Source organism: Gammaproteobacteria bacterium (assembly GCA_021648145.1).
Lineage (GTDB): Bacteria > Pseudomonadota > Gammaproteobacteria > JAADGQ01 > JAADGQ01 > S141-38.
The window spans coordinates 221,766-245,044 of sequence record JAKITI010000001.1 but is presented as its reverse complement, the minus strand read 5'-3'; the positions used below and the strand labels follow the sequence as shown (position 1 = coordinate 245,044).

The window sequence follows — 23,279 nt, the reverse complement described above, 5'->3', positions numbered from 1 at the left end:
GCTTTGGGAAGCGGTGCTGAAAGTTTGTCGTTGGCGTGTGAGACTTCATCTTGACTGGCTTGCCCTCCGCAACCACTTAGGAGCAGTACGGTTATTATGAGCATGAGTGCACGGTGTAATTTGAGGTTTGAAACTTTGATCTCTTTGAGATTTTTCATGGAGTGATGCTGCTTTGAGTTGTTACTGAAAGTCTATTTCATCTCAGGAGTAGACAGCGAGATGACTCAGACTGATTTTTCAAAATGTATAAAGTTCTTGCTCATTAAGGCATTGGTTCTATGTATACAGGCCTGCGGAAATAATAACACATAGAGCTATAAGGATCCGTTTACATAATTGTGCGCGAATTCAGACAGTCTCAAAAGATTGGAGAAGACCCTCAAAAGCTTTATAAACTTAGAGAAATACATGTCTTACACTGAAATTCAGTTAACTAACAAATAGTTCGATAACTTCATGGCGATCTGTGAGGCTGAATGTGAACTGAGCCAAGCCAAGCCATTCAATCTTGCCGTCATCTTATACACCAGAAAAGGTAGTTACTATCTGTACAGTTTACTCAGGAGATTATGGTGGAAAAAACATTCTTATAGCTGGTAATTATTAAAATTGTTGAATGAGATATATGTTGGTTTCATACATTCACAGGCTATGTTAAGTTATTTTTATTGGAGAATAACAATAGCTGGATTCGAGTCATAAGCTGTAAAAACATCAGAAAGTAGAAAAATATGCACTCAATCACGATAAATATCAACAATGATAAGCTTATGGATAAAGTAACTGGGTTTCTTGAATATTTAAAAAATGATGGTTTAGAATTATATCAAGAGAAGATTTGGATGATTTGAAATTGCTAAAAGCTACAAGAAGTGAAGGTTTTCTCTCATTTAACGAATATATAAAAGTTGGAAAATAACAAAAAAATAGATCGGATACTTGATGTACGCTGGACAAAATATATTCATTTATTCCAATGAGGTGGTCAAATGATATCTGAACAAATAAAAGATGAAATCAGTAGATTAGTATTATCTAAAAAACTACTGCTCGTTGAAAATATATGGGACTCTATTGCCACCAGTAATTCGGAAATTCCTATGTCAAAGTGGCAAAAGCAAGAGCTGGTCAGAAGATATAAAGAATATAAAGAAGGGAAGCTGGCACTTCGTGATTGGAATAGGGTGCATAAAGAACTGCGCGATAAATATAAATGAAATTACGTTACACGGAAAGGGCAGAGGATGATGTCGAATTAGCCTTTGCATGGTACGAAAGGCAAAGAAGAGAGTTGGGATTTGAGTTTTTGGATTATATGGAAATTGCTGTAAATTCGACCATGGAAAACTCGGAAATGTACAAGGTTTATTATTCCATCTTCAGGGGATGCGTAATCAAGCGATTCCCGCTCTTGATTTTCTATACTATTGAAGATAGTGGAATTGTAGTGCATTCAGTTTTTGATAATAGACAAGACCCTGAAAAAAAGCCATAACAAGATCTGAGCTTGACTACCCCCCCTTTGCTTCTTACTTATACTTATTGATAACCGATTATAAATTATTTTATTGAGTCTTTCTTTGGGAAAAAATAAATTCAAAATTGCATTCGATGCTCGCTGGACGGTAGGTAGCCATCGAGGAATGGGAAAATTTGCGCGCTTTTTTATGAAAGCATCTCATGTGCCTTTTGTTGGAGTCTGTAGCAAAGCAGTTCATGATGATGAGTTTCCAGTTGTATTTAGGAAGCCTTCATTCTTTCCTTATTGGGAGCAGAAAGCACTGCCCGATTATGTCGAGGAAAGTGGAGCCAGGATTTTAGTATGCCCTTATAACACGGGGCCGGTCAGAGCTTTGAAAAACTGTCAGTTAATACTTGTGGTGCATGATCTGATTTTTATGGAGCCACTTTCTGTATTGCCCCCATCAGTCTCTATCTATCAAAATTTAGGACGAATATATAGAAGATGGGTGCTCCCTAAGGTATTAAAAAGAGCAGATAAGATTGTTGCGGTCTCTGAATATACACGCCAAAAACTAATAGACTCCTATCAAATCCCTTCTGAAAATATAACAGTTTTACCCAATACTATAGATAAAGAGTGGTTTGATACCAAAAAACTAGAGCTTAAAAATAGAAAAAAGTATCTGTTGTGTGTCGCGGGAGAAGCACCAAGCAAAAATCTAGCGAGAGCGATTGAGGCGTTTTCACTATTTTCAAAAGGTAATCGTGAACAAAAAGTGACATTGAAGATTGCTGGCGTTGCTCCGCAGTATCATAATAAATTTTATAAGTTGGCATCTGAGTTTGGAGTCAGTGATCGTGTTGAGTTGCTGGAACGTAAATCCAATGATGAGTTAAAGCAGTTATACCAGGAGTGTCGGGCATTCTTTTTTCCATCACTCTTTGAAGGTTTTGGAATACCTTTGTTAGAAGCGATGGCGAGTGGCTCACCTATTGTGTGCAGTAACAGCACCGCAATTCCTGAAGTGGTAGGGGATGCAGGGTTACTTGTGGATCCTCTCTCTATTAATGAGATGGCGATGGCTTTAGATAAGGTTGTTTTTGATAATGATCTGGCAGCCAATTTGATTATGAAGGGTGATAAACAGGTTTTGTTATATCACCCGGATAATGTTAATTCGAAGATGAAAGACTTTTGGCAAGATACGTTGGAGTGATTAATCACGTTAATTCAACATTAAGCTCTCCCATTGGTGTGGCTAAATTGATGGGTGTGATACTTTCACTTTTATTCAAGTGGTAACGAATACTATTTGTGTAACTTTCTAAAATATGATCCCATTGATGATTTTTTTGAACATATGCACTCCCCGCCGTAGCAATCTGTTTTAATAAGTCTGATTGTGTTTGTAGATTGTATATTGCGTTAGAAAATTCTTCGGGCGTATCACGAATTATAATCTCTTTGTCAGGAGTAGCATTAATACCTTCTTTCCCCATTGTCGTTGTTACTGCAGGCAACCCAATAGACATATACTCTAATATTTTGTTTTGAATGCCTGCGCCAATTCTTATTGGACATACTCCACATAAAGCACCTTGTGCCGCATCAGAGACAGAATCAACTTTTCCAGTCACTTCTACATTTGAATACTTTTCAAAGTGAGCACGAATACCTGGACGAATATTGCCAATAATTCGGAATGTGAAATTTCCTTTTTTTCTTAAGAGGGGAAGTATTGAATCAATAAAGTGTTGGCAAGCATCTTGATTTTGAACACTGATGATATTTCCAATAAAAACAATTAATTGACTCTTAGGGGTTGTGCCTATGTAAGTGAGCTTGGAAAAATCAGCTCCATTACTAATAATGCTGATGTTAGGGTTTGGGTACTCTGTAAGGTGTTTTCTGTCAATGTCTGAAACTAAAGTGACAGAGTCGTAGTTATTTATACACTTTTTTTCATACACTTCAAGGCGAGATGCTTCCAGATTATAGATCCACTGTTTTAGACCTTTTTTCTCTCTTAATTTCTGAACGCGCTTGTAATTAAGAGAGATTGCATCGGTCATTTCCAAGAAACGAGGTTTGTTATATGGGTTTGACTCAATGTATTGACCTGTTCTAATTAAATGAGCCAGTACACCATCATGTGAAGGTAAAAGTTTGTCAATAATTTTCTTGAACTTACGACTTTTATAATAAGCAAGCTGAAGCGGAGTTTTTGTAGGCAGTGCGATAAGAGTATTTAGATAACTATGCCACTTAGGAAGATAGATTCGGTGAATATCTTTAAATACATGGTCATTAACAGGAAGGTTCAAATCACTTTTTTTGTCGCATAATGAAAGCAGTGTTAAATCAAAATTCTTTGAGAGCTCTTTACAAACATAATAAATGCGCAACCGATCTCCACCAATCACTGGATATGGAAAGCGTGGGGTCAGAATCAGTAGGCTCTTTTTCTTTATAGGTATTATATTCGTTTCCATGATAATAATTTAATCATCCTGTTATGAGCATTATATATTTTTATTGTTTGAATAAATACTTCGGTCTCCAGTATAAATTTCTGTAGTATTTGAGGGTAAAGATCTCTTAGAGCAGCAACAAAGAAAATGGGTACTCATTTTCTACAGATCAAGGCACAGGTTTGACTCAATTTCGTTAATAAGTGGTTTGGGTACCTCATTTTCGGTGGCCAGTTTTCGCCACTGAGATACATGAGTGATTGTTTTGTCGATGATGTTATTGACTTTTCCCTGTGTGAATATCGGGCTTAGTTTCTCCAGTGAGTGGAAATCGCTTCTGGTAAAGTTGTCTCGTTTTCCGTTTAAGCTCATCCAGTGACTGTTAACCCACTTGCTTCCTGGCTTGTAGCTATAAGCCAAATCATAGGCGGGGGCGAGTTGCCACTTTTTATTTATTAGCATGAATGAAAAGTTTTTTGAGTGATCATCGTGGTTTCTGGCTACGATATTAAAGACCATTCTTGAAAATAATTGCTCCGCTTCTTTGGCTGAAAGACGAAGCTGCCTCGCAATGCCAAACAATTCTGCATACGAGTATGAACCGGGCATTTTGTAATTAATATGAGCCATGCCATTGAGGGTTTGAATATGTGTTTTTTCATTGCCAATTCGATCAAATCGTTGGGTTATAAAATGGCGACGGTTTCCTTCTTCAAGTAGTTTGCACGGCATCATTTCTATGCCACAGGATTTTGCCATCAAGTAATAGGTATATTCCATCGCGCCATAACCCAGTGGATCGCCAAAGGTCTCTTTATTCTTGCTGTGTTCACTGACACCATCAAATTTCATCAGGTAGTGCGTGAACCCCTTGGGTATTTTGGCTTGTCCCGAGCGAATCTGGGTAAAGTCTTTATTAAATGCCAGTACCGCTTTGGCGCGCGCTCCACCTGCACTCGTACCGACGGATAATAGCGCCATCATGGCTTCACGGTTTTCTTGTCCATCTCTATTTAATTTAACAGTAAAGTCAGTACGACTATCCAGTATTTCCTGAGCGATACTGATTAAAGACTCAACTTCTACTTGCTCGGAAGAGTTTAGGTTCCTGAGTTTGGTTGCTGGTGCATATTCAAGAGATCCCATACCACGTTTTCCTATGTATTGGAGTCTCTGTAGCGGGGTTATGTCGGCTGGCAGTTTACCCTTGCTGGCAATCCAGGCATTAAGTACTGCATTACCAAAATCATCAGGTAGCGAATCGGCAATTAACCCCGGCAGTCCTTTAAAGGTTTCATAACCGAGCTCTGGAAATGAATAGATACGTTTTGTCAGCGGCATCTTTATTGGTGCCAGCTCAACTCCACTGCTAATAAATGATGGCTCATATTCAAAAGCAGCAACGCCTATGTCTGTATCAAAGCTGACTGCTCCCACCTCAAGATCCTGGTAATTAACTCTAATGACCTCCATTACCATTTTGGTGGCTCCTCATCTTTTACTTTTCTCTGGCCAGACGCTCTTTGACGTTTTTTACCGTGCAGTTTGGAGAGTTGAATGGGTGAAATATCTTGTTTTGGCAAGAGCCGGCCTAATTGCTCGGTCAAATTAAGCGCCACCATGATTGCCACTAATGACTCTAGCTGCACCTTACCTTTCTCGGCATTGAGAACTACTTTTCTCGATACACCAGCAAGATCCGCGACCTCTGTTTGAGTCATATCTGTGTTTAAGCGAGCTTGTTTTAGTCGCTCTCCAAGCTCTTCTGTAATAGCTGCGGGTGACTTTGTTTTATTATTCATAAGGTGCTTAAAATAGGATTTAATGTGTCTTATGTATCTTTTATGTGACTATAGTAGCATATTATGAGGTAACGAAAATTTTTGTAAGTATTGATCTGTTAAAACTGCAGGTATAATACGCTGCTAAATTATTAGGTTATTTTGAAATGGTAATACGTGTATGTTTTTGATCAATCAGTTTTTTAATGAAAAAACGGGGTTAGTTTCCTTCTCTCGTCAACAGGCCAGTGACTTTGCTAAGAAAATTGCGGGTGATTTCAACCCGATCCATAATCCCGATGCGAAACGTTTTTGTGTGCCAGGTGACCTGTTATTTGCGGTTGTATTAGCGAAGTATGGTCTTAGTCAGCAGATGCGTTTTAAATTTTTAGGGATGGTCGGCGATGAGATTGCACTGAAATTTCCTGAAAAATCAGCAGATAAATTATCAATTTCAGATGAAAAAGGCAAAGCGTATTTAACCGTTGAAGCTTCAGGCGATACAAACAGCGAAGAGAGTTTGATTGATATCTTGACTCGTCGTTATGTTGAGTTTTCGGGGAAAACTTTTCCACACATTCTTGTCCCTTTGATGCGTGAACATCAAGTTATGATTAATCCAAAACGTCCATTAGTGATTTATGAAAGTATGAGCATTGATATGATGAGAATGGATATCAACGATATTACATTAGAACTGACAGGCTCCAGCCTTGAGGTGAATGGAAAACGTGGTGATGCGACGCTTGAATTTAGTTTGCTTGCATCGGGTGAAGTGGTTGGTAAGGGCAAAAAAACAATGGTTTTGAGTGGCCTTAGAGCATTTGACGAGGATGTTATGGCACAATTGGTTGAAGAGTACAGCGCAAGTAAAGGCGTAGGTTAATCTAGGCTGATGAGCACTTTTGTATCAAGTTTGACCGATTCAAAGAGTTCGATAACATCTTGATTGTGCATTCGAATGCATCCATGAGATTTTGCGACTCCCATCGGGAACTCATTAGGGCAGCCATGAATGTAGATGTATCGACGCATGGTATCGACCTGGCCCAGTCTATTTTTTCCAACTTCCATACCACTGAGCCATAAGATTCGACTAAGTACCCAATCTCTGTCGGGGTGCTGAGCCGCAAGTTCAGAGCTGTAAATTTCTCCAGTGGCTTTACGCCCAACAAAAACAGTATTAGGTAAACAATCAGCACCTATTTTTTCGTGAATGATATGCTTTCCTAGCGGAGTGCATTCACTGCCATACTGCTCCCCCGTACCATTTTTAGCCGTTGAAATAGTGTATTTTTTTACGAGTTTTTCACTTTCATACAGAGAGAGAGTTTGTGCTGAAATACTGATTTTAATGGAAGTGTTCATATTAATGTCTTGCCTAATTTCTCAGTTTATAACCACTTTTTAATATCCACATTGCAGCACTTGCCAAGATCAATAAAAACAGTGAAACGACAGATAAACTAAAGAGCGGGTTAACATCCGATTGGCCAAAAAAGCTATAACGAAAGCCATCAATCATATAGAAAAACGGATTGAAACGGGAGATGGTTTGCCAAACTTCAGGTAGAGAGTGGATGGAGTAAAATACACCACTCAGAAATGAAAGCGGCATAATAACGAAGTTTTGAAAGCCAGCCAGATGATCAAATTTATCAGCCCAGATTCCGGCAATAATTCCCAAGCTTCCTAAAGTAGCACTGCTAATGATTCCAAACAGCAACAAATAGAGAAAGCTATACAGTGGCAAATCAACAAAAAAGAGGGCGGTGAGTAAAACGCCTGTTCCAACAGCAACACCGCGCACGACGGCTGCCGCCATGAATGCGAGATAGAATTCCAGATAAGAGAGTGGGGGAAGCAGTATGAACAAAATGTTGCCGGTATATTTCGATTGAATCAGGCTCGATGAACTGTTCGCAAATGAGTTCTGAATCACTGCCATCATAATTAGGCCAGGTATCAGAAATGCGGTGTAACTGACACCGGGATAAACTTCAATATGATCTGCCAGTACATGTGAAAAAACCAGCAGGTACAGTAGGGCAGTGATGACTGGTGCGAGTATGGTTTGTACCGCCACTTTATAAAAACGTAATAACTCTTTGCAAAAGAGTGTATAAAAGCCGCGCAAATTCATGATAATCGTCCGTTATTAGTGATTTCCATGAACACATCCTCAAGGTCTGCCTCTGATGTTTTTATGGTTTTTATGATGGCTCCCGTATCGCGTATGACATCAAGTAGCTCGATAATGTCGTCTGTTTTCTGGTTGAGTTGCAAAACCAATTCAGTTCCATTGTGTTGTTTGATATTTTTTGACAGTTGCTGCGGAATATCTTGAATCGGTTCTTTTGTTGTCAGCGTCACTAATTGAACATGGTTGACTCCTCTGTCCAATAATCCTTGTTTGCTGTCTAGTGCGATGACTTTACCTTCACCCAATATGGCAATGCGATCACAGAGTGATTCCGCTTCTTCTAAATAGTGTGTCGTTAAAACGATGGTGTGGCCTTCATTATGCAAACGCTTGATGAATCCCCATAAAGATTGGCGCAACTCAACGTCAACACCGGCTGTCGGTTCATCCAGAACGACCACATCAGGTTTGTGAACCAATGCCATTGCGACCAGCACACGTCGTTTCATTCCACCTGAAAGCTGTTTGACGTTGGTGTCTGCTTTGTCGTGCAACATCAGTACATCTAACAGCTCATCAATCCAGTCGTGGCTTTCACGGCCACAGCCAAAATAACCTGCTTGCAGGCGTAATACTTCACGCACGTTAAAAAATGAATCATAAACAAGTTCTTGTGGAACGATACCGATGCGCCTGCGTGCCTGGCGATATTGTTTGATGACATCATAGCCCATGATAGAAACCTGACCTGAATCCGCACGGGTCAGCCCTGCAATGATATTGATCAGCGTTGATTTTCCTGCACCATTCGGGCCGAGCAGACCAAAAAATTCACCGCGTTTAATCTCAAGATCAATGCCACGCAGCGCGTGAACTTGAGCAAAGTGTTTTTCAACACCTTTTATTGTAATTGCTGCGGACTCTTGTGATTTCAAGAATCACTCCTTTGTTGTGTTTATCAGACAGTCATAATTAACATGTTATGGCGTTGTTGAGTATATATATGAGGCAATATAAAATCTATACAAAATATTTATCAAACATTCATAAAAATTGACTTTCTCTTGCATAATTACATGTTATTATGCAGTTGCAATGATTATTATCGGATAGGCCCTAGCAACGTAAACAAGGTGTGACTGCACTGTGTATAAAAGACAATTAAAACTTCCTCTAAAGCAGCAAGAAAGCTTCTTTCTTTGGGGCCCAAGGCAAACGGGTAAATCCACCTTACTTAAAAAATGCTACCCGACAGCTTTGTGGGTGGATTTATTAAAGGCCGATGAATTCCGGCGCTATACACAACACCCTGAATGGCTCAGGGAGGAGTTATTGGCTGGTACGGAGCATGGTTTCGTTATTATTGATGAGATTCAAAAAGTCCCTCAATTACTGGATGAAGTGCACTGGCTGATTGAAAATCGGGACATACACTTTGCACTTTGTGGCTCTAGCGCCAGAAAGGTAAAACGAGGCCATGCCAATTTATTAGGCGGCAGAGCCATACGCTATGAACTCTATGGTTTGACCTCTGCGGAATTAGGCGATAGTTTTGATTTAACACGCATACTCAACCACGGGTATTTACCCAACCACTATGATAAAACGAATCCGCGACGCTATATTCAAGCTTATATTTCTGATTATCTAAAGGAAGAAATTGCCGCTGAAGGCTTGGTGCGCAATCTGCCTGCTTTTGCTGATTTTTTGGATATTGTCGCCTTAACAGATGGTGAAATGGTTAATTATGCCAATATCGCCAGTGATTGTGGCGTTGCCAATAATACCGTTAAAGAATATTTCCAAATTCTGCAAGACACCTTATTGGGGTGCTGGTTGCCCGCCTATCGTCATCGTCCTAAAAGAAGGGTGAGCAAAACGCCAAAGTTTTATTTTAACGATATTGGTGTTGTAAATGTGCTGGCAAAACGCCATACGCTTGAGCCTGGTTCGGAGCTGTATGGCAAGGCATTTGAAAACTGGGTGTTTCATGAGCTGAAATGCTATTCACAGTATGCCGAACTCTTTTATGAGCTGAGTTATTGGCGTTTAAGCTCAGGGCTTGAAGTTGATTTTATTATTGGTGATATGGATATAGCTATTGAGGTGAAAGCCAGCCGTAAAATCAAGAACAGTCACTTAAAGGGCTTGAGGGAACTCATAAAAGACCAGCCCAAGGTTCAGCAACGTATTATCGTTTGTCTGGAAAATAAAGAACGCCTGACAGATGACGGTATTCGCATTATGCCTGCCAGCCTGTTTTGTCGCGCACTTTGGCAAGGTGATTTTGATGTCACCTAGATCCTGCAAGTGATCGCACTCACATATGGTTCGTAGAATATATCATTGGGTAGGGTATATAATATGTATGTCACGTCATACTGGGAGCTGGTTTATGAGAATTAATGCACGGTTAGATGATAGTTATGAAGATAAGTTTCTTCATGTTCAGCAGGCTAATAATAAAAATCGAACTGAAATTTTAAAAGCTGCTTTGAAAATCTGCTCTTGTGACTTCAATTGAGGTTTTCAGGCTCAAGAATCACTCCTTTGTTGTATTGATTAGGCCATCATAATTGCCGTCTGTTGCCAGAGTGTAGCCAATAATATTGGCTTTCGCTATGAAAATATGGTCTTCATACCAGAGTGGGATATAGGGTAACTCTTCAAAGACATGGGCTTGTAGCTGCTGATATTTTTGGGCTTGTTCGCCCCGGTCTGTTGCAACGTTTGCGGCATCAATAAGCTGGTCTGCGACTGGGCTGATATAGCGCCCCCGGTTGGCACCGCTCGGTGGAATCATGCTGCTGTGAAATATGTATTGAAAGATATCTGGGCTTTTGATTCCGACCCAGCTAAGGCTATACAGTTGAAAGCGACCTGCTTTGATGTCACCGTAAAAACTGCCCCAATCATAACTGCGTATTTTGACTTCAATTCCCACCTCGGCAAGCTGGCTTTGAATGATGGTGGCGAGGCGAATTCTAAAGGGATCACTGGATGTTTTATATGTGATTTTTAGTGGATTGTCTTTCGTGAATCCTGCTTGCTTGAGGAGCTGGCGCGCGGTGTTGGGGTTATGTTGATAGCTGCTGAGCTGCGAATTTCCGGCCCAGTGTGCAGGGGGGAGCAGGGCATTGGCCGGGTGAGCCGCACCGCCCCAGATGTATTTAATAATTGAATCACGATCAATCGCATAGGCAATGGCTTTGCGAACGCTATGCTGGCCGACTTGGGGGTCTTCCATATTGAAACCCAGATAGGTAAAGTTGGAGCCTTTTGTCTGTAAGACTTTGAAGTCAGGCTTCTCTCTCAGGTAATTGACCAGTTCAGGAGAGAGGTTGCTTTGCAGCATATCCACTTCACCACGTAACAATTTGAGCACACGCACGGTAGGATCTTTGACGTGAAGAAATTCGAGGGTCTGTTGATCGCTCACACGAGTTAACTGTAGTTTTCCTTCATATGTCCAGTTGCTTAATGCAAAAGGGCCACTGCCAATGGGCTGGCTTTGAAACGGATGATTTGAAGTGATGGCGTGTGCAGGTAGAATGCCGATCGTTAGCTTTCCAGGGAAAAGAGGGTCGGGTTCTTTTAGGTAGAAATCAATGGTTTCATCATCGGGGGTTTCAATACGTTCAATATTGCTGAGTGAACCTTGATGAGGAGAGGCATTTTTTTTATCCAGCAGGCTATCGTAAGTCGCTTGAACATCGGCAGATGATAAATATGAACCATCATGAAAGGTACGGCCATCATTTTCACTAAGTTTGAAGCGATAGTGTTTTGGGCTTAACTGTTTCCATGTCGCCAGGTCGGGCTTAGGCAGTGATTGTTCATCAAAATCGACCAGTCGACGATAAATCAGGCGATTAATTCGTGATGATGTGGCATCCGTGGCAAAGCGTGGGTCAAGTGTTACCGGTGCGCTCGAAAGTGCGAATCGCAAAGCGGGTGAGCTGCTATCTGAACAGGCTGTGAGTGTCAGAAGAAAGCCAATAAATAGTAGTGCCAGTAAAATTATTTTTTTAGGAAAGAATAAAATGTCAGGTATTCCTGTTTTCACTTAATGTTAGTTTGTTGTCCGAGTATTCTCCATAAAATGACTAAAGTTGCAATGGCCATCAAGCACCATACAGCCACCCAAATCAATTCAGGAATCCAGGTCAGATCAGAAAGCGCTGCACCATCACCGAGATCTCGTCCATCAATAAGGGTTAATGGCGAGCGAGCGGCACTGACAAGCACATAAATTCCAGCAAAGGCCATCAAACGATGAAACAATTGACCTTTGACATAGGTGAATGAAGCATACAGCAAGCCAGAAATAATGAGCATAATTAAAATAGTAATCATATCTCGCGCCCAGAGCAGCCCTGAAATTACCATGAGTAACAGTATGGCAAAAGCCATCCAGCGGCTGTTGCCTCCGGGAGAGTGTGCGCCCAGATAGATGATTGCACCCCAGATAATGGCTCCGGCATACCCTGCAAAACTGACCAAAGGTTTCCAGCCTCCAATGGTGTAACACAGGCCTGAGCCTTTTAAGTGCAGCTCAATTCGATCAACGGAGCCGCCTGAAATGATGGCTGCTAAACCGTGTGATATTTCATGGAAATAGGTTTCCAGCCATGAAAATGGCCAATGAACAAAAGGGATGGCGGATAAAATAAATGCGCCAATAATAAAAACAAGGAGTTCAGATTGTGATTTTGGTTGCATGAGCAGGAGTATATCAGCCCTTTTGGTTTTTATTTACTTAATCCTTATACGATAGGTTACGGCAAAACGTGGATCAGGTGCATCACTATGATTAAAAGTGCCATTGGTGGTTATTTTGATACCGGCAACGTTTGGATCGTAAGTTCCGGTCGGCGAGTAGTTATAGAGTGTTGGGGTATCTTTATGGGCATAGGTGACGGTATCGACGCTCAAACCAGAGTTGTAAGCAGCAAAGCTGATACCTGAAACATCATATTCAACGTTACCGTCAACCGAATCAGTAATGGTAATACTGCTGGCATCTGGTGAGCTGTCACCCGAGTTGGTGGTGGTGATGATATATTCCACAATCGCGCCAGGAATATGGTTTTTACCTGCGCCTGTACTATTGACTGGATCAGAAATAAGGGCGCTTGTTTTGTTTACACTGATGTTTGACCCAAACCAGTCGATGTTGTTGCCACCGTTATTTGAATTGGTGGGCAATATGGGTTTTTGTGTTGTGTGCGATCCAGAGGCATCAGACCACGAGACATTGACGTAATCAACTACTTTGGTTGCGCCACTATTAAGCACAAAATTCCAGCGCGTTCCGGGGGAGGAGGGTGCGAGTGTGATTAGTTGGCCACTGGTGCCTTGCAATGTGGCAGCTCCATTAATGGTATAGCTCTGCCCAGAAGCAAAGGTCATTTTTGAGTTTGCCGTGGTGTTGGTAAAATTATTGACTGAAAATGAATCGGTAAAATTGACACCTGCGGCGGATGCGTTATTGACCGTAAGGTGGTTAAAATCACTGCTGTTCGTGGTAATCGTTTGCAACGCCGACCCATTTAAAATAACGGTGGAACCTGTTGAGACAATATCCGCCTGAACGCTGCCGCCACTGCGAACCTCAATATTGCCACCCACAGTAACGGTGTTGTTTGTGATATCAAGACGTTTCAAAACGGTGTCTCCGCCTTGTCCAACTTGTACCTTGCCACCTACCATTAAGTCAAAACCATTGGTGTTGTATGTTACCGCACGGTCTGCAAATCCATCACCATCCAGAATTAAATTATTACTCCCATTAATCCGAATATCTCCTGTTTGCCTAATGATTGTTCCGTGACGGGAAAGCTTGATGCCGGAGTCATAACCGTTGTTCAATGGTGGTAACTCCTGTACACCATTTCCAAAAAAACGTAACTGAAAAACATCAATTATTGAATCGGCATGAACAACCAAAGGGGTTGGTATACCTCTCAAAATAAGTGTTTTATATTGATACCCCATTAAGCTGCCTGAACCTACCGAAAGCTGATTAAACACAGCCAAAGAGTTGGAGGGGGTTAGAGTCGTAGTATTGTTTGATTGCCCAACAGTCAAGTAACGAAAGCCATTTACCCAACCAAGGCTCAAGTTGTTATAAAACAGAGAGCCCGTTCCACTCATAACAAGATGCGCACCGTTGTAGCCATCACTGATTTCACTGCCATCCGCCACAAAATTACGCGCTACGGTGATGGTTGAAAGACGTGCCTCAACTCGCCCGCCTGTCTGTAAAAAATCTCTACCGACATTTACCGCGTAGTTTGATCCGAACTTGGTATTCAGAAGACCATCAACCACACTAAGATCGTTGAGTACGCTTAAGAGAGATTCAAGTTGATAGGTTGCAGCGCCACCTCCATCATTAAAACTGAGATTGTAAAAATCAGATACACTGGCATTGATCGAATCAATGTTTTCCGTGCCAGACCCTGCTGTAAAATTTACAGTAGAAGTGCCAGCATTAAATATGGAATTGTTTTTCCAGTAACCATTTAGAGTGATGTTATTGCTGTCTGCGATAAACGTGCCATTAATCTCTATGTCTTGTGAGCTAACATTGCCAGACCCAGTACTGTCAGGTCGAAAGGTGTTGCCGCTTTTAATGTAAAGCTTTTCGGTGGTATAAGCTCCAAATATATCGACCGTTAAATCATTGGCATTGCTCACATCATAAAAAATATCTTCATCGCCGCTGGTGGAACTATCATACAGGCTCAGGTCGTTATTGCTTATGGTCTGATTGTCGTCGCTGCCGATGGCTAAGTGTTTTTCAAGTAGTTCAACCCCCGTGATGTTGCCTGTACCATCGTATCGTGTCACTGCTACGGCCTCACGGATGTCTGTTGCTCCATCAATAAAAATGGTAATCACATCGCCGCTAACGAGGACATCAATATCGGAAATTGTCCAGATTCCACCGACCACTGTTTGCGTTTGCGGCTGTAAGGTACCATTGACGGCGAAACGCACTGTACCCGTTTCGCTACAGTCGGTTACCTGATCCACTCGTTTACAGCTGCCGGAGAGGGCGATTGTCGGTGCAGCCTTGTAGGTGGCAATGACTGCAGACCAACCCCAAGCAACGTTACTCAAAGAACCATCAGCGCGGTAAGCACCCGTTGTGGATACGGTTTTGTATTCAATGCTGAGATTGCCTGGAAACAACCCGCCATAGATCACAGACTCCAATAGAGTGTAGCCACTGCCTGCTGTAAAAATGGGGGAGTTATCATCATCTGCACCTATCGCGCCAATCAGCAGTTCATTTGTCTGTGTCGTAATGGCAGTATCTCCAGAAGATACGGTGACGGGAGCTCCGGAACCTCCGAAATTCCCACTGGTTTGATCAAGCGGCGAAGCAGGTAACAACCCTGAAAATTCATGAATACTGACCGCCGCACCGGTAGCATTCCCGCCAGGATCAGTGGTTGTGACAGTAATGTTGTTGCTGGTGCCAAGCGCATTAACATTGTGTGCAGAACAGATAACGGTATACACAAGCGCAACAGAGCTGTAACTGCTTACATCTGTTGAATAACTGTTTCCGGCATCATCACTGCATGTAAATACCACACCGGAACCAGAATATGCCCACGATATAGAAACAATAATGCTATTGCCAACCGTGACAGAAGCCGTTACCGGAATAGTAATGGCGGTTGTGCTCCAAGAGTGATCCAGAGCATACCCACCCACCTTCTGCACATATGAAATAGCACCATTAGCCTCACGGACAGGCACCAACATAATCAGCAAAAATGCCATGGCTGCACCGTGATACCTATACTGCGGTTCGAGTGCTCGCACCAAACTTGCTATTTTTTCAACCATTGCAATGCTTCTTTGGCGCTACGCTGATCAAATTTTATACGAAATTTCACATAACCCCCTTCACGGGTGTCATTGCTACGTGAAAAATCTTCATCATAAAAGCCTGTGAAGTTATAACCGAGACTGATCCAGATGTTATCGACCATCGAGTGGCCAATAGAGATACCGCTGCTGTAGTCATAATGATTAAGTTTTCTGGCACGTAGAGCAGCACCATGAATACCAGCATCCCAATCTGACAAAATATCGTAACGCATTTCAAACCCTGTCAGATCGGTAAAACTTGTGTATCTGAGATCATTATATTGTTCGTTAACAATCTTGGCGGCATATTGAAGTGATATCTGCCAGCGATCCATTTTATAGTTTGCATTAAGACTATTAATGACCCGCCAGTTGTTTTCATCTTGAGTTCCACCACTCACATCACGCTGCTTCAAGTCAAGTTTATCAAGAATAATCCAACGGTTATGATCATATTTTAAAGCAGGTCTGTAAGCTAGGCCGAGGCGAATATCACTCTCTTTTTGACTGATTCCTGTTGTTGCTTGTTCACTGCGTGAGTGCACTAATGTCGTCAGTGTTGATAGTTGGTTATTAGGGTTGCTTTGCATTGAGGTGGCCAGTTGCCGACGAGTTTCTTTGGCGCTATTACGCGCTTCGAGTCGGGTGCTCCACATCCAGCTGCCAGGCGCATAGGTCAGACCAACGGAGCCAGCACTGAAATCATTCGCCTCAAGGGGCGTAAGTGAGTAATCAGATGAAGAGTTGAGGGTTTTAACCTCTTCAGCGCCTATATTCATGTTCCACCGATCTGTAAGTTTCCACTTTTGTCGTCCACTGACGTTGGCGCTCGTGGTGCCTCCTTGTTCATTAAACGATTGTTTGATACCGGTGTATATTTCCCCCCCTTGCCAAGGGGTTGATTTAATTCCAGCCAGAGTATTTCGTGTTTTTTTCACTTCACCATCGGTAAACTCTTGCTCAACAAATAGTGTACTTTTACGAGTGATTCTATAGTCAACACCCATGCGGGTTCTATTTGGAAAATCAAGGCTGTTGCCTCGTCTTAAGTTTTGTTCACGATCAATGCGGGTGACTATTTTACCGTCTATGAAGCGGTGGCTCATACCTGTCGTAATTTGTTGTGAATCATTTTTTCTGCCGCTGCCACGTCTATCCCGAGCGGATCGTAACCCCAAACGCAAATGGGTATCGCCAATTTTTCCCTGACCTTGTGCTTCAATCACATCTCTGCGCGACTCATTGGCGCTGCTTTCCTGACGATAGGCCAGACCTTTAATGGTCATGTTATTCGTGGCTTTCAGGAGGGTTTCAGCCCCCATTTTTCGCATATTATCTTCAGAGCTGTTGGTTTGGCCCAGACCAAAACCACTCCCCTGATCACGGTAATAAATTTTGCTGACTGTTTTATCAGTCTGATGCTCAATTTCAGCCAGATAAGCGCTGCCTTGAATATCAGAGCGTGTCTCTTTTTTATCGCGGGTGATCGCAGCTTCAATGCGTAATTTGATTTTTTCTGAAAGTTGATAAGTGATATCCGTGCCACTAAGTTTGGCTTCGCCTCCTGTGCGACCTTCGTTGATGTGTGTGATACCCATTGCCAATTTTTCATTCACATTGATCTCAGCGCGGCCACCGTAGGTCGTGCTGCGATCTGTGGCATCAAAAGATTCATATTTCACCACAATGAATTGTGGGTTAAAATTTTGATCTGTACTGAATAGAGGTTGGCGAAAAGTGATGATGCCAGTGCGATAATCAATTTGATAATCCAGGTAACGAGTCATTTCAGTGGTGGATAAAATGACTTCACTGCGAAAGCGATCACGCACCTCAATGATAATATTTTCACTATTCATCGCGATATTATTGCGTGTGAGCTGATAGGGCCCCGTGAGACCTTTACCACGAAATTCATCTTTGACAAAGGCTTGATTGCTTCGACTGCCGAAAACAACCACATCAAGGTATTCATCCTGATAGCGTGTTTTAATGCCAGTGAGGGTGCGTTGGTATTTTGCCAGTTTGACATCATTCAGCCCTGTTTGGTAATCACCAAATAGAGCATAGAACTCATCACGTTCCAGTTTCAAATAGAGTTTCTCACTGCTGGCGGCAGCAAAATCGCTGGATGCTTTATCGCCATATAGTGTGTAGTAGCGGTCTGGATTAATGGTCTGAAATAGTTCGGGGTCATTTTTTTTAGGGCGAAATTTATTGCTGTCATAGGCAATTGTCATCAACCATTTCCCCAGTACTTGGCCTTTGGCAAAAAAGGCGATACGGTTCTCTTTGTAGAGATGATCTTTGTCTGTGCTGACTGTTAATGGTGTCGAGTTCTTGCTCAATGTTTTGTAACCCACGGAGCCTTCAGCAATACCGACCAATACCCAGCCTCCACTTTTTGCTATAAGCCTGGTGGTCAACTTCTTTGTGGAGTTATTAGTCAATGGCAGTGAAATTTTAACTTTGCCAGATTCAATGGTGGGATCCAGAGTAATCAGTGCAATGCCATCTTCATGAACGAGATACTCTTGTCGATTATTTGATGCACCTGGCATAACATCAGTATTAAATTTGTTAGAGCGAATTGCTTTATAGGGTGGGGCGATTCTGTACTGACCGCTGATACCTTTACGTACGGGGTATCCACCTTTGTCGAGCAGACGAATCGCGATCACGGGAGGGGTGATGCCATCGGCAATCAAGGTTGATTTCTCTTCGACAATTTCAGCATCGACAGGATCAGTCGAAAAATGAACAGTGCGAATAAAGCTCTGAATGATCTGGCCATTTTTGTCTTTAATCGTGACATCGAAAATATTATCGCCATCCTCTAGATCGACACCTGACCAGCGGCTCATAGAGATACCGCTTTGATCTTTCAACATGCCATCAAAGTTGACTTTTTCTACAGATTTTCCGTTTTGTAATAAAGTGACTTGTTGTCCATTCAAATGTTTAATGACAATGCGAGTACTGGCAATGTCGGGCAAGTCATTTTTTTGTGGATAAACCCACTCAATTTCTGCTTTTTGTTTCGCTAGCCATTGCCGGTTAAATTGTGGTGTTTGAGTGCTTTTTTGCAGGGTATTGATGATGGGCGCTTGTACGTGGCTGCCTTGAGTGATCACCTCCATTTTTTCACCGCGCAGAGCTTTAATAGAAGTACTCTCTTTTGTTGTGACCATTTTTTCACTATAAATATCAAGTTCTACACGACGATTGGCTTTGCGGCCTGCTTTGCTTGAGTTGTCGGCAACAGGGTTGTCAGAACCTCGACCTTCAATGGTGACTTGACTGGGTGTGAGCCTGAGTATGTCGCGCAGCTCATTGGCGATGGTGAGCGCGCGATGTTCAGAGAGACCGTAGTTATCACCGAACCGTTCTTTAGCGGATCCTTTCCGAAACAGTGAATGATCTGAGTGTCCAGTGGCATGAATTTTTAAATTTTTATGCTGTTTGATTTGTTCTGCAAACTTGACAAGGTATTGCCTGTTTTCTTTGCTGATTTTGTCGTCACCCGATTCAAAACTTATATTCAATATAATTTTTTCAATAACTTGTTGTGAGCTTTGCGTTGTTTTAACTCTGATTGAGTGGTCGATCACTGGAGTACGTTGATTGTGTTTTTCCGGCGTGTTGAACATCATGAACGCCTTACTGAGTAGTTCCGATGAACTGTTTTGTGCGATGCCTTGCACACTGAAACGAAGCTTTTGGTTCCAGTCACCACTTTTAGAACCCAGGCGAAAGGTGAGCATGTTGCGATTAATATCTGGCTCAGAAATTGTTTTCATTTCCAGTGTGCTGCTGCCTGCTTTATATTCCGTGTTGGTCGGGATCATGAAAGTCAGACGTATATCGTCGGTGGCAACCGTTTCACTGTGCAGTGAAACCTGATATTCAATCTCGTCGTTATTGAGCAGTTCAGAGCTACTGATTTGCAGTGAAATATTGCCCAGTGGATTAGGTTTGAGAGCGACATGGAAATCAGCTCGCCATAGTGTGCCGCCTTGTATATCTACAAATTGTGACCAGGCGCGACCGGTAAAGCGAGTGTTCTCTTCGTGCAGCATGGCTTCATATTTCTGTGGCAGGGTATCAAGATCAAGCTGAACAACATGATTGCCTGGAGTAATGTTGTTGAAGCTGTACATCCCATACTCATCGGTGATGGCATAACGACCATCTTCCATGTAAATTCTAACTCCAGCCAGCCCCGATTTTCCTCTGCTTTTCTCCAGATCGCTTCCAATGATCACTTGCCCCATAAGAATGGCACGGCTGCGCATTAACTCCTCAATGATTTGAGTGTTAAGTTTGGCGGTATTGGAAGTGACAGCACCGCCATTGGCAATGGCGTGACTGGTGCTTGTGGCTTCACCACGCCGAGCAGCACCTACGGCAGCAATATAATCAATGGTATAAGTTTTTTTGCTCTCCATGGTTTCCAGACTAAAAATAAGCGCTCTGCCATTAGCAGAAATAGCTGGAGCTATAGTTCGTATTTTATTGATTTTTACTGAATTAGTTTTCAGTCTAAATCCGTGAGGCAAGATATCGGTCAGGGTCACGTTGTTGATGGTTTCGCTATCTACATTTTCAAGCTTCACGGTGTAGTGGATGAAATCACCCAGCGAAATGTTAGCGGTGTTGGCCGTGCGCTGTATGTATATATGACTTTTGGGCGGGTTGACTAGAATAGTACGGACAGGGCTGTCACTGCTATCAGTTTTATCGGTGTAGTTGATGTTGATTTTACTGTTACTATAAACATTAAGTACACCGTTATTTTTTGTAGGGGTGTCATCAATATTTTGTGTGATATAGCCGCTGAATATGCCGCTATTAATCTCTGTTTCAGTTAATTTCAAGCGCTCTTGTTCACCATTCACTTCTATCTTAAAATCAATCTCTATGCTCTCTTTTTTGCTCGGATCAATATTTTGATCCGCATCGCTGAGTTTGATAAATATGATTTGATTGTGTATGAAATCAGTCGCAGATTTAACAAAAATAGGGACAGATGTCGCACTGACTCCTGTCGCCTCGATCATGGGTGGCTTGATTAGGGAAAAATTGCCATCAGACTGCATAAACTCAGTTGGGTTGACCGTGAGCGGAAAGGCATCATCATCTTTTGAGTATTTCAGCAACTGTAAAACACTTTGGCTCCGTGCAGCCAGGGGCAGGGAAGTTGCCCGGCGGGTGATGTCTGCGTTATTGGCGCGATAGTCAATGATGATATCGTTGGAAGTGATGTTTGAATCAATAGGAATATTGAGTGTTACGCTGTAGGTTTGGTTCTCTTGAACAGCTATTTTTCCTATATCGTACAGGCGGGTTGTTATGCCATTATCAGTGCTTTGTGATATCAGTGTGGTGTGGTCATCCACTAGGAAAAAACTGATGTCGGCGGGATAATTGATACGTAGACGACCTTCTCTTAACTGATTGATTCCATCATTTTTGACCTCGATATTCAGAACGATACTATTGCCCGGAAAAAGGTTGATTCCATCCATACCACTCACAGTGACTGATCCTTGATTCAAGTGCTCTCGATTTAGCACGACGAACTGATTACTGTTAGATGATTTGGAAAATTGTAGCCCGGCATTGACCTGATATTTGATGTTTGCAGTATTGCTAATGACGGTATCAGCTGACGTGAATGCTGCGCTGGATGATGACAAAAATATCAACAACAGTGCCGCTATGGTTTTATTAACCCTCGTAAAATGAGCTTCCATCTCATAAATTTTTAAGTCGTTTACTGAATTTCAGCTCTGATTTTTACTGTGGCTGATTGGCCTGCCGTAAGCATGATGCCTGTCACAGTGATGTCTTGACTTGCTACTGTAGCTTCATCACCATCACTGATATCGGTCAAGGCCGTGGCATTACCGGAATAAAGATTAGGGATCGTCAATTCGATTGATCTACCGGCGGAAAACTTGCGTGCATCATCGGTTGGCATGGCTAAATTACCATTTAATGTATCGGTGATAACTATGGCATCTGCTTGCGATGCACCGGTGCCATTCGTAACAGTAATAACGTATTCAATGATTGCACCTGGAATGTGAAAAAAGGGGGCGGTCGTAGTATTCACTGGATCCCAAATAACGGAGGATGTTTTTGTGATGGTCAATACTGCTGTTTGTATGACAAAAGCCAAAGAGTCAGAGTGTTCAGTATCATTAGCAATATCACTGGAATGAGGGCCTGAACCATCTGCATAGATGTATTGTTTTGTGGTGACTACATCAGTGGCCTCAGCAGGAATGGCACTTCCGTCAGAGAGTAAGGCTGATGCCATCAGGTTGTAAATGGCGCTCTGGGTATTCGTGGCGGTTGCTGGAATTTTTCCGATCAGGAAGACTACGGCTGAGCCGTTGGCGGCAATATCATTCAGTTGTGTACCTGCTGTATCTGTTCCCACACCATCCCACGTACCATTACCATCATCAATATGAATTGCCAATTCGGTCGCTGTGAAATCTGTGGTTCCTGCCTCATAAGCAAGGTTGAAGTCAAAAATTTCATTGCCTGTGTTGGTGACTGTGAACTTCAGGGCATAAAAGTTAGCATCACCTGGGGTACCATTAATATTAACCGCACCAGTGACCGTGAGATCAACCTTGGCATCCACCATAAAAGTAACAGCGGTACTGGTGATATCTGTCTGGGAAACGCTGTTGACTGTATAGCCAACGGTGGCTTGATTGCTGATATTGGTGCCAGAAGCTGTCAAAGCCATGGCATTAGATGAACTTGCTAAAAATATCAGTACGATAATAGCGCTGATAGATATTGTTATTAATCGTTGAGCGACCATAACTCTCTTCCTTGTGTTCTATATTATCCGTGAGTTTTTAATAAATAGTGTTCGCTTATTCCAGCTTGGCACTGAACTGCACAGCCCCTTTGTCTCTCGAACCCACTGACTCGATAATCCAGCGAACATGGGTGTAGTCTTTATTGGTGGCCGCACGATGTGTTCCATCACTGTTTTTGATCATTAGTTTCTCTGCGACATCAAAACTCTTACCGCGATCAAATGAAAAAATAACTGGAGCACCACTTTGCTCTGCACTGCCGTCAATATAAATAAGATTTTTGGGAATCGGGTTGGTAATCGCGACCTGGTCGGCTGCTTGATCGCCTTTGTTGTAATACTGGGTTGTGTATACAACCTTGTCACCAGGAACAATGCTCTTTGGATCAATGAGCTTTATTACTTTTTCATTGTTCTCATTGGTGATTTCAACCTCTTCGAATACAGTCATCGTAAGTTCGATCACACCTTTTTCACCCGCCAAAACAGTGCTGGAAGAAAAAGTGAATATAACGATAAAAGTAGCGATGAATGGTAATAACTTTCCTTGTTTCATGAACATGACCTTGTTGACGAAGCTTTATCAAATAATTCCCTGACTACTATTATCGGTATTGTTTTTTATTACTTAAATAGGTGAAGCTGGGGGGGGGAGCGTCATAAAATTTTTTTAACGCAGTTGAGG

The 23,279-nt window shown here is 42.2% G+C and carries 17 protein-coding genes; 5 read left to right on the top strand and 12 right to left on the bottom strand.

Annotation, left to right across the window (positions count from 1 at the left end; translation table 11 throughout):
• Nucleotides 1–989 precede the first annotated feature (989 nt).
• The 3 genes from L3J70_01105 (at nt 990) to L3J70_01095 (ending at nt 2,681) form a co-directional block, all read left to right on the top strand.
• Nucleotides 990–1,217, top strand: a complete 228-nt coding sequence (locus L3J70_01105; protein ID MCF6234971.1) for an addiction module protein — start codon at nt 990–992, stop codon at nt 1,215–1,217.
• Nucleotides 1,214–1,495 (top strand): type II toxin-antitoxin system RelE/ParE family toxin, encoded by a 282-nt coding sequence (locus L3J70_01100; GenBank protein MCF6234970.1) that lies wholly within the window; start codon nt 1,214–1,216, stop codon nt 1,493–1,495. The genes L3J70_01105 and L3J70_01100 overlap by 4 nt, the downstream gene beginning before the upstream one ends.
• Before the next feature lie 85 nt (nt 1,496–1,580).
• Nucleotides 1,581–2,681: a glycosyltransferase family 4 protein gene (locus L3J70_01095; protein MCF6234969.1), complete on the top strand. Its 1,101-nt coding sequence runs from the start codon at nt 1,581–1,583 to the stop codon at nt 2,679–2,681.
• A 4-nt stretch (nt 2,682–2,685) separates the two neighbouring features.
• On the opposite strand, the gene L3J70_01090 is transcribed toward L3J70_01095, so the two are convergent.
• The 3 genes from L3J70_01090 to L3J70_01080 all read right to left on the bottom strand — a co-directional run bounded on the left by L3J70_01090 (nt 2,686) and on the right by L3J70_01080 (nt 5,738).
• The gene (locus L3J70_01090) at nt 2,686–3,957 is read right to left on the bottom strand and encodes a glycosyltransferase family 4 protein (GenBank protein MCF6234968.1); all 1,272 of its coding nucleotides are present in this window, start codon (nt 3,955–3,957) and stop codon (nt 2,686–2,688) included.
• Between the two features lie 141 nt (nt 3,958–4,098).
• The gene (locus tag L3J70_01085; GenBank protein ID MCF6234967.1) at nt 4,099–5,415 is read right to left on the bottom strand and encodes a type II toxin-antitoxin system HipA family toxin; all 1,317 of its coding nucleotides are present in this window, start codon (nt 5,413–5,415) and stop codon (nt 4,099–4,101) included.
• A complete protein-coding gene (locus tag L3J70_01080; GenBank protein MCF6234966.1) occupies nt 5,409–5,738 on the bottom strand; it encodes a helix-turn-helix domain-containing protein in 330 nt (109 codons plus the stop codon). The genes L3J70_01085 and L3J70_01080 overlap by 7 nt, the downstream gene beginning before the upstream one ends.
• Before the next feature lie 160 nt (nt 5,739–5,898).
• On the opposite strand from L3J70_01080, the gene L3J70_01075 reads away from it, so the two are divergent.
• Complete coding sequence (locus tag L3J70_01075; protein MCF6234965.1) at nt 5,899–6,603, top strand: DUF3581 domain-containing protein; 705 nt, start codon at nt 5,899–5,901, stop codon at nt 6,601–6,603.
• On the opposite strand, the gene L3J70_01070 is transcribed toward L3J70_01075, so the two are convergent.
• The 3 genes from L3J70_01070 to L3J70_01060 are packed head-to-tail and all read right to left on the bottom strand — an operon-like array spanning nt 6,600 to nt 8,795.
• The gene (locus L3J70_01070) at nt 6,600–7,085 is read right to left on the bottom strand and encodes a L,D-transpeptidase (GenBank protein MCF6234964.1); all 486 of its coding nucleotides are present in this window, start codon (nt 7,083–7,085) and stop codon (nt 6,600–6,602) included. The two genes, L3J70_01075 and L3J70_01070, sit on opposite strands and share 4 nt — an antisense overlap.
• A 13-nt stretch (nt 7,086–7,098) precedes the next feature.
• Nucleotides 7,099–7,860, bottom strand: a complete 762-nt coding sequence (locus tag L3J70_01065) for an ABC transporter permease (protein ID MCF6234963.1) — start codon at nt 7,858–7,860, stop codon at nt 7,099–7,101.
• Nucleotides 7,857–8,795, bottom strand: a complete 939-nt coding sequence (locus L3J70_01060) for an ABC transporter ATP-binding protein (GenBank protein MCF6234962.1) — start codon at nt 8,793–8,795, stop codon at nt 7,857–7,859. The genes L3J70_01065 and L3J70_01060 overlap by 4 nt, the downstream gene beginning before the upstream one ends.
• 211 nt (nt 8,796–9,006) lie before the next feature.
• On the opposite strand from L3J70_01060, the gene L3J70_01055 reads away from it, so the two are divergent.
• Nucleotides 9,007–10,161 (top strand): AAA family ATPase, encoded by a 1,155-nt coding sequence (locus tag L3J70_01055; GenBank protein ID MCF6234961.1) that lies wholly within the window; start codon nt 9,007–9,009, stop codon nt 10,159–10,161.
• A gap of 241 nt (nt 10,162–10,402) precedes the next feature.
• Here L3J70_01055 and L3J70_01050 read toward each other — a convergent pair whose 3' ends face one another.
• From L3J70_01050 to L3J70_01025, 6 genes are read right to left on the bottom strand one after another with little or no spacing between them, the layout of a single operon-like run.
• Nucleotides 10,403–11,926 carry an ABC transporter substrate-binding protein gene (locus tag L3J70_01050; protein MCF6234960.1) on the bottom strand — a complete coding sequence of 508 codons (1,524 nt, stop codon included), beginning with the start codon at nt 11,924–11,926 and terminating at the stop codon, nt 10,403–10,405.
• Nucleotides 11,923–12,582: a M50 family metallopeptidase gene (locus L3J70_01045; GenBank protein ID MCF6234959.1), complete on the bottom strand. Its 660-nt coding sequence runs from the start codon at nt 12,580–12,582 to the stop codon at nt 11,923–11,925. Before L3J70_01045 ends, L3J70_01050 begins: the two co-directional genes overlap by 4 nt.
• Nucleotides 12,583–12,615: 33 nt before the next feature.
• Nucleotides 12,616–15,726, bottom strand: coding sequence for a hypothetical protein (locus tag L3J70_01040; GenBank protein MCF6234958.1), 3,111 nt, complete (start codon nt 15,724–15,726; stop codon nt 12,616–12,618).
• Nucleotides 15,711–21,506: an OmpA family protein gene (locus L3J70_01035; GenBank protein MCF6234957.1), complete on the bottom strand. Its 5,796-nt coding sequence runs from the start codon at nt 21,504–21,506 to the stop codon at nt 15,711–15,713. The genes L3J70_01040 and L3J70_01035 overlap by 16 nt, the downstream gene beginning before the upstream one ends.
• 20 nt (nt 21,507–21,526) lie before the next feature.
• Entirely contained in the window at nt 21,527–22,594 is a 1,068-nt protein-coding gene (locus L3J70_01030; GenBank protein MCF6234956.1) for a hypothetical protein, read from the bottom strand.
• Between the two features lie 55 nt (nt 22,595–22,649).
• On the bottom strand, nt 22,650–23,150 hold the full coding sequence (locus L3J70_01025; protein MCF6234955.1) for a hypothetical protein: 501 nt from the start codon (nt 23,148–23,150) through the stop codon (nt 22,650–22,652).
• Nucleotides 23,151–23,279: the final 129 nt, after the last annotated feature.

Coding starts and splice junctions, on each gene's coding strand:
- L3J70_01105 (MCF6234971.1), top strand. CDS start 990: ATGATATCTGAACAAATAAAAGATGAAATCAGTAGATTAGTATTATCT.
- L3J70_01100 (MCF6234970.1), top strand. CDS start 1,214: ATGAAATTACGTTACACGGAAAGGGCAGAGGATGATGTCGAATTAGCC.
- L3J70_01090 (MCF6234968.1), bottom strand. CDS start 3,957: ATGGAAACGAATATAATACCTATAAAGAAAAAGAGCCTACTGATTCTG.
- L3J70_01085 (MCF6234967.1), bottom strand. CDS start 5,415: ATGGTAATGGAGGTCATTAGAGTTAATTACCAGGATCTTGAGGTGGGA.
- L3J70_01080 (MCF6234966.1), bottom strand. CDS start 5,738: ATGAATAATAAAACAAAGTCACCCGCAGCTATTACAGAAGAGCTTGGA.
- L3J70_01075 (MCF6234965.1), top strand. CDS start 5,899: ATGTTTTTGATCAATCAGTTTTTTAATGAAAAAACGGGGTTAGTTTCC.
- L3J70_01070 (MCF6234964.1), bottom strand. CDS start 7,085: ATGAACACTTCCATTAAAATCAGTATTTCAGCACAAACTCTCTCTCTG.
- L3J70_01065 (MCF6234963.1), bottom strand. CDS start 7,860: ATGAATTTGCGCGGCTTTTATACACTCTTTTGCAAAGAGTTATTACGT.
- L3J70_01045 (MCF6234959.1), bottom strand. CDS start 12,582: ATGCAACCAAAATCACAATCTGAACTCCTTGTTTTTATTATTGGCGCA.
- L3J70_01040 (MCF6234958.1), bottom strand. CDS start 15,726: ATGGTTGAAAAAATAGCAAGTTTGGTGCGAGCACTCGAACCGCAGTAT.
- L3J70_01035 (MCF6234957.1), bottom strand. CDS start 21,506: ATGGAAGCTCATTTTACGAGGGTTAATAAAACCATAGCGGCACTGTTG.
- L3J70_01030 (MCF6234956.1), bottom strand. CDS start 22,594: ATGGTCGCTCAACGATTAATAACAATATCTATCAGCGCTATTATCGTA.
- L3J70_01025 (MCF6234955.1), bottom strand. CDS start 23,150: ATGAAACAAGGAAAGTTATTACCATTCATCGCTACTTTTATCGTTATA.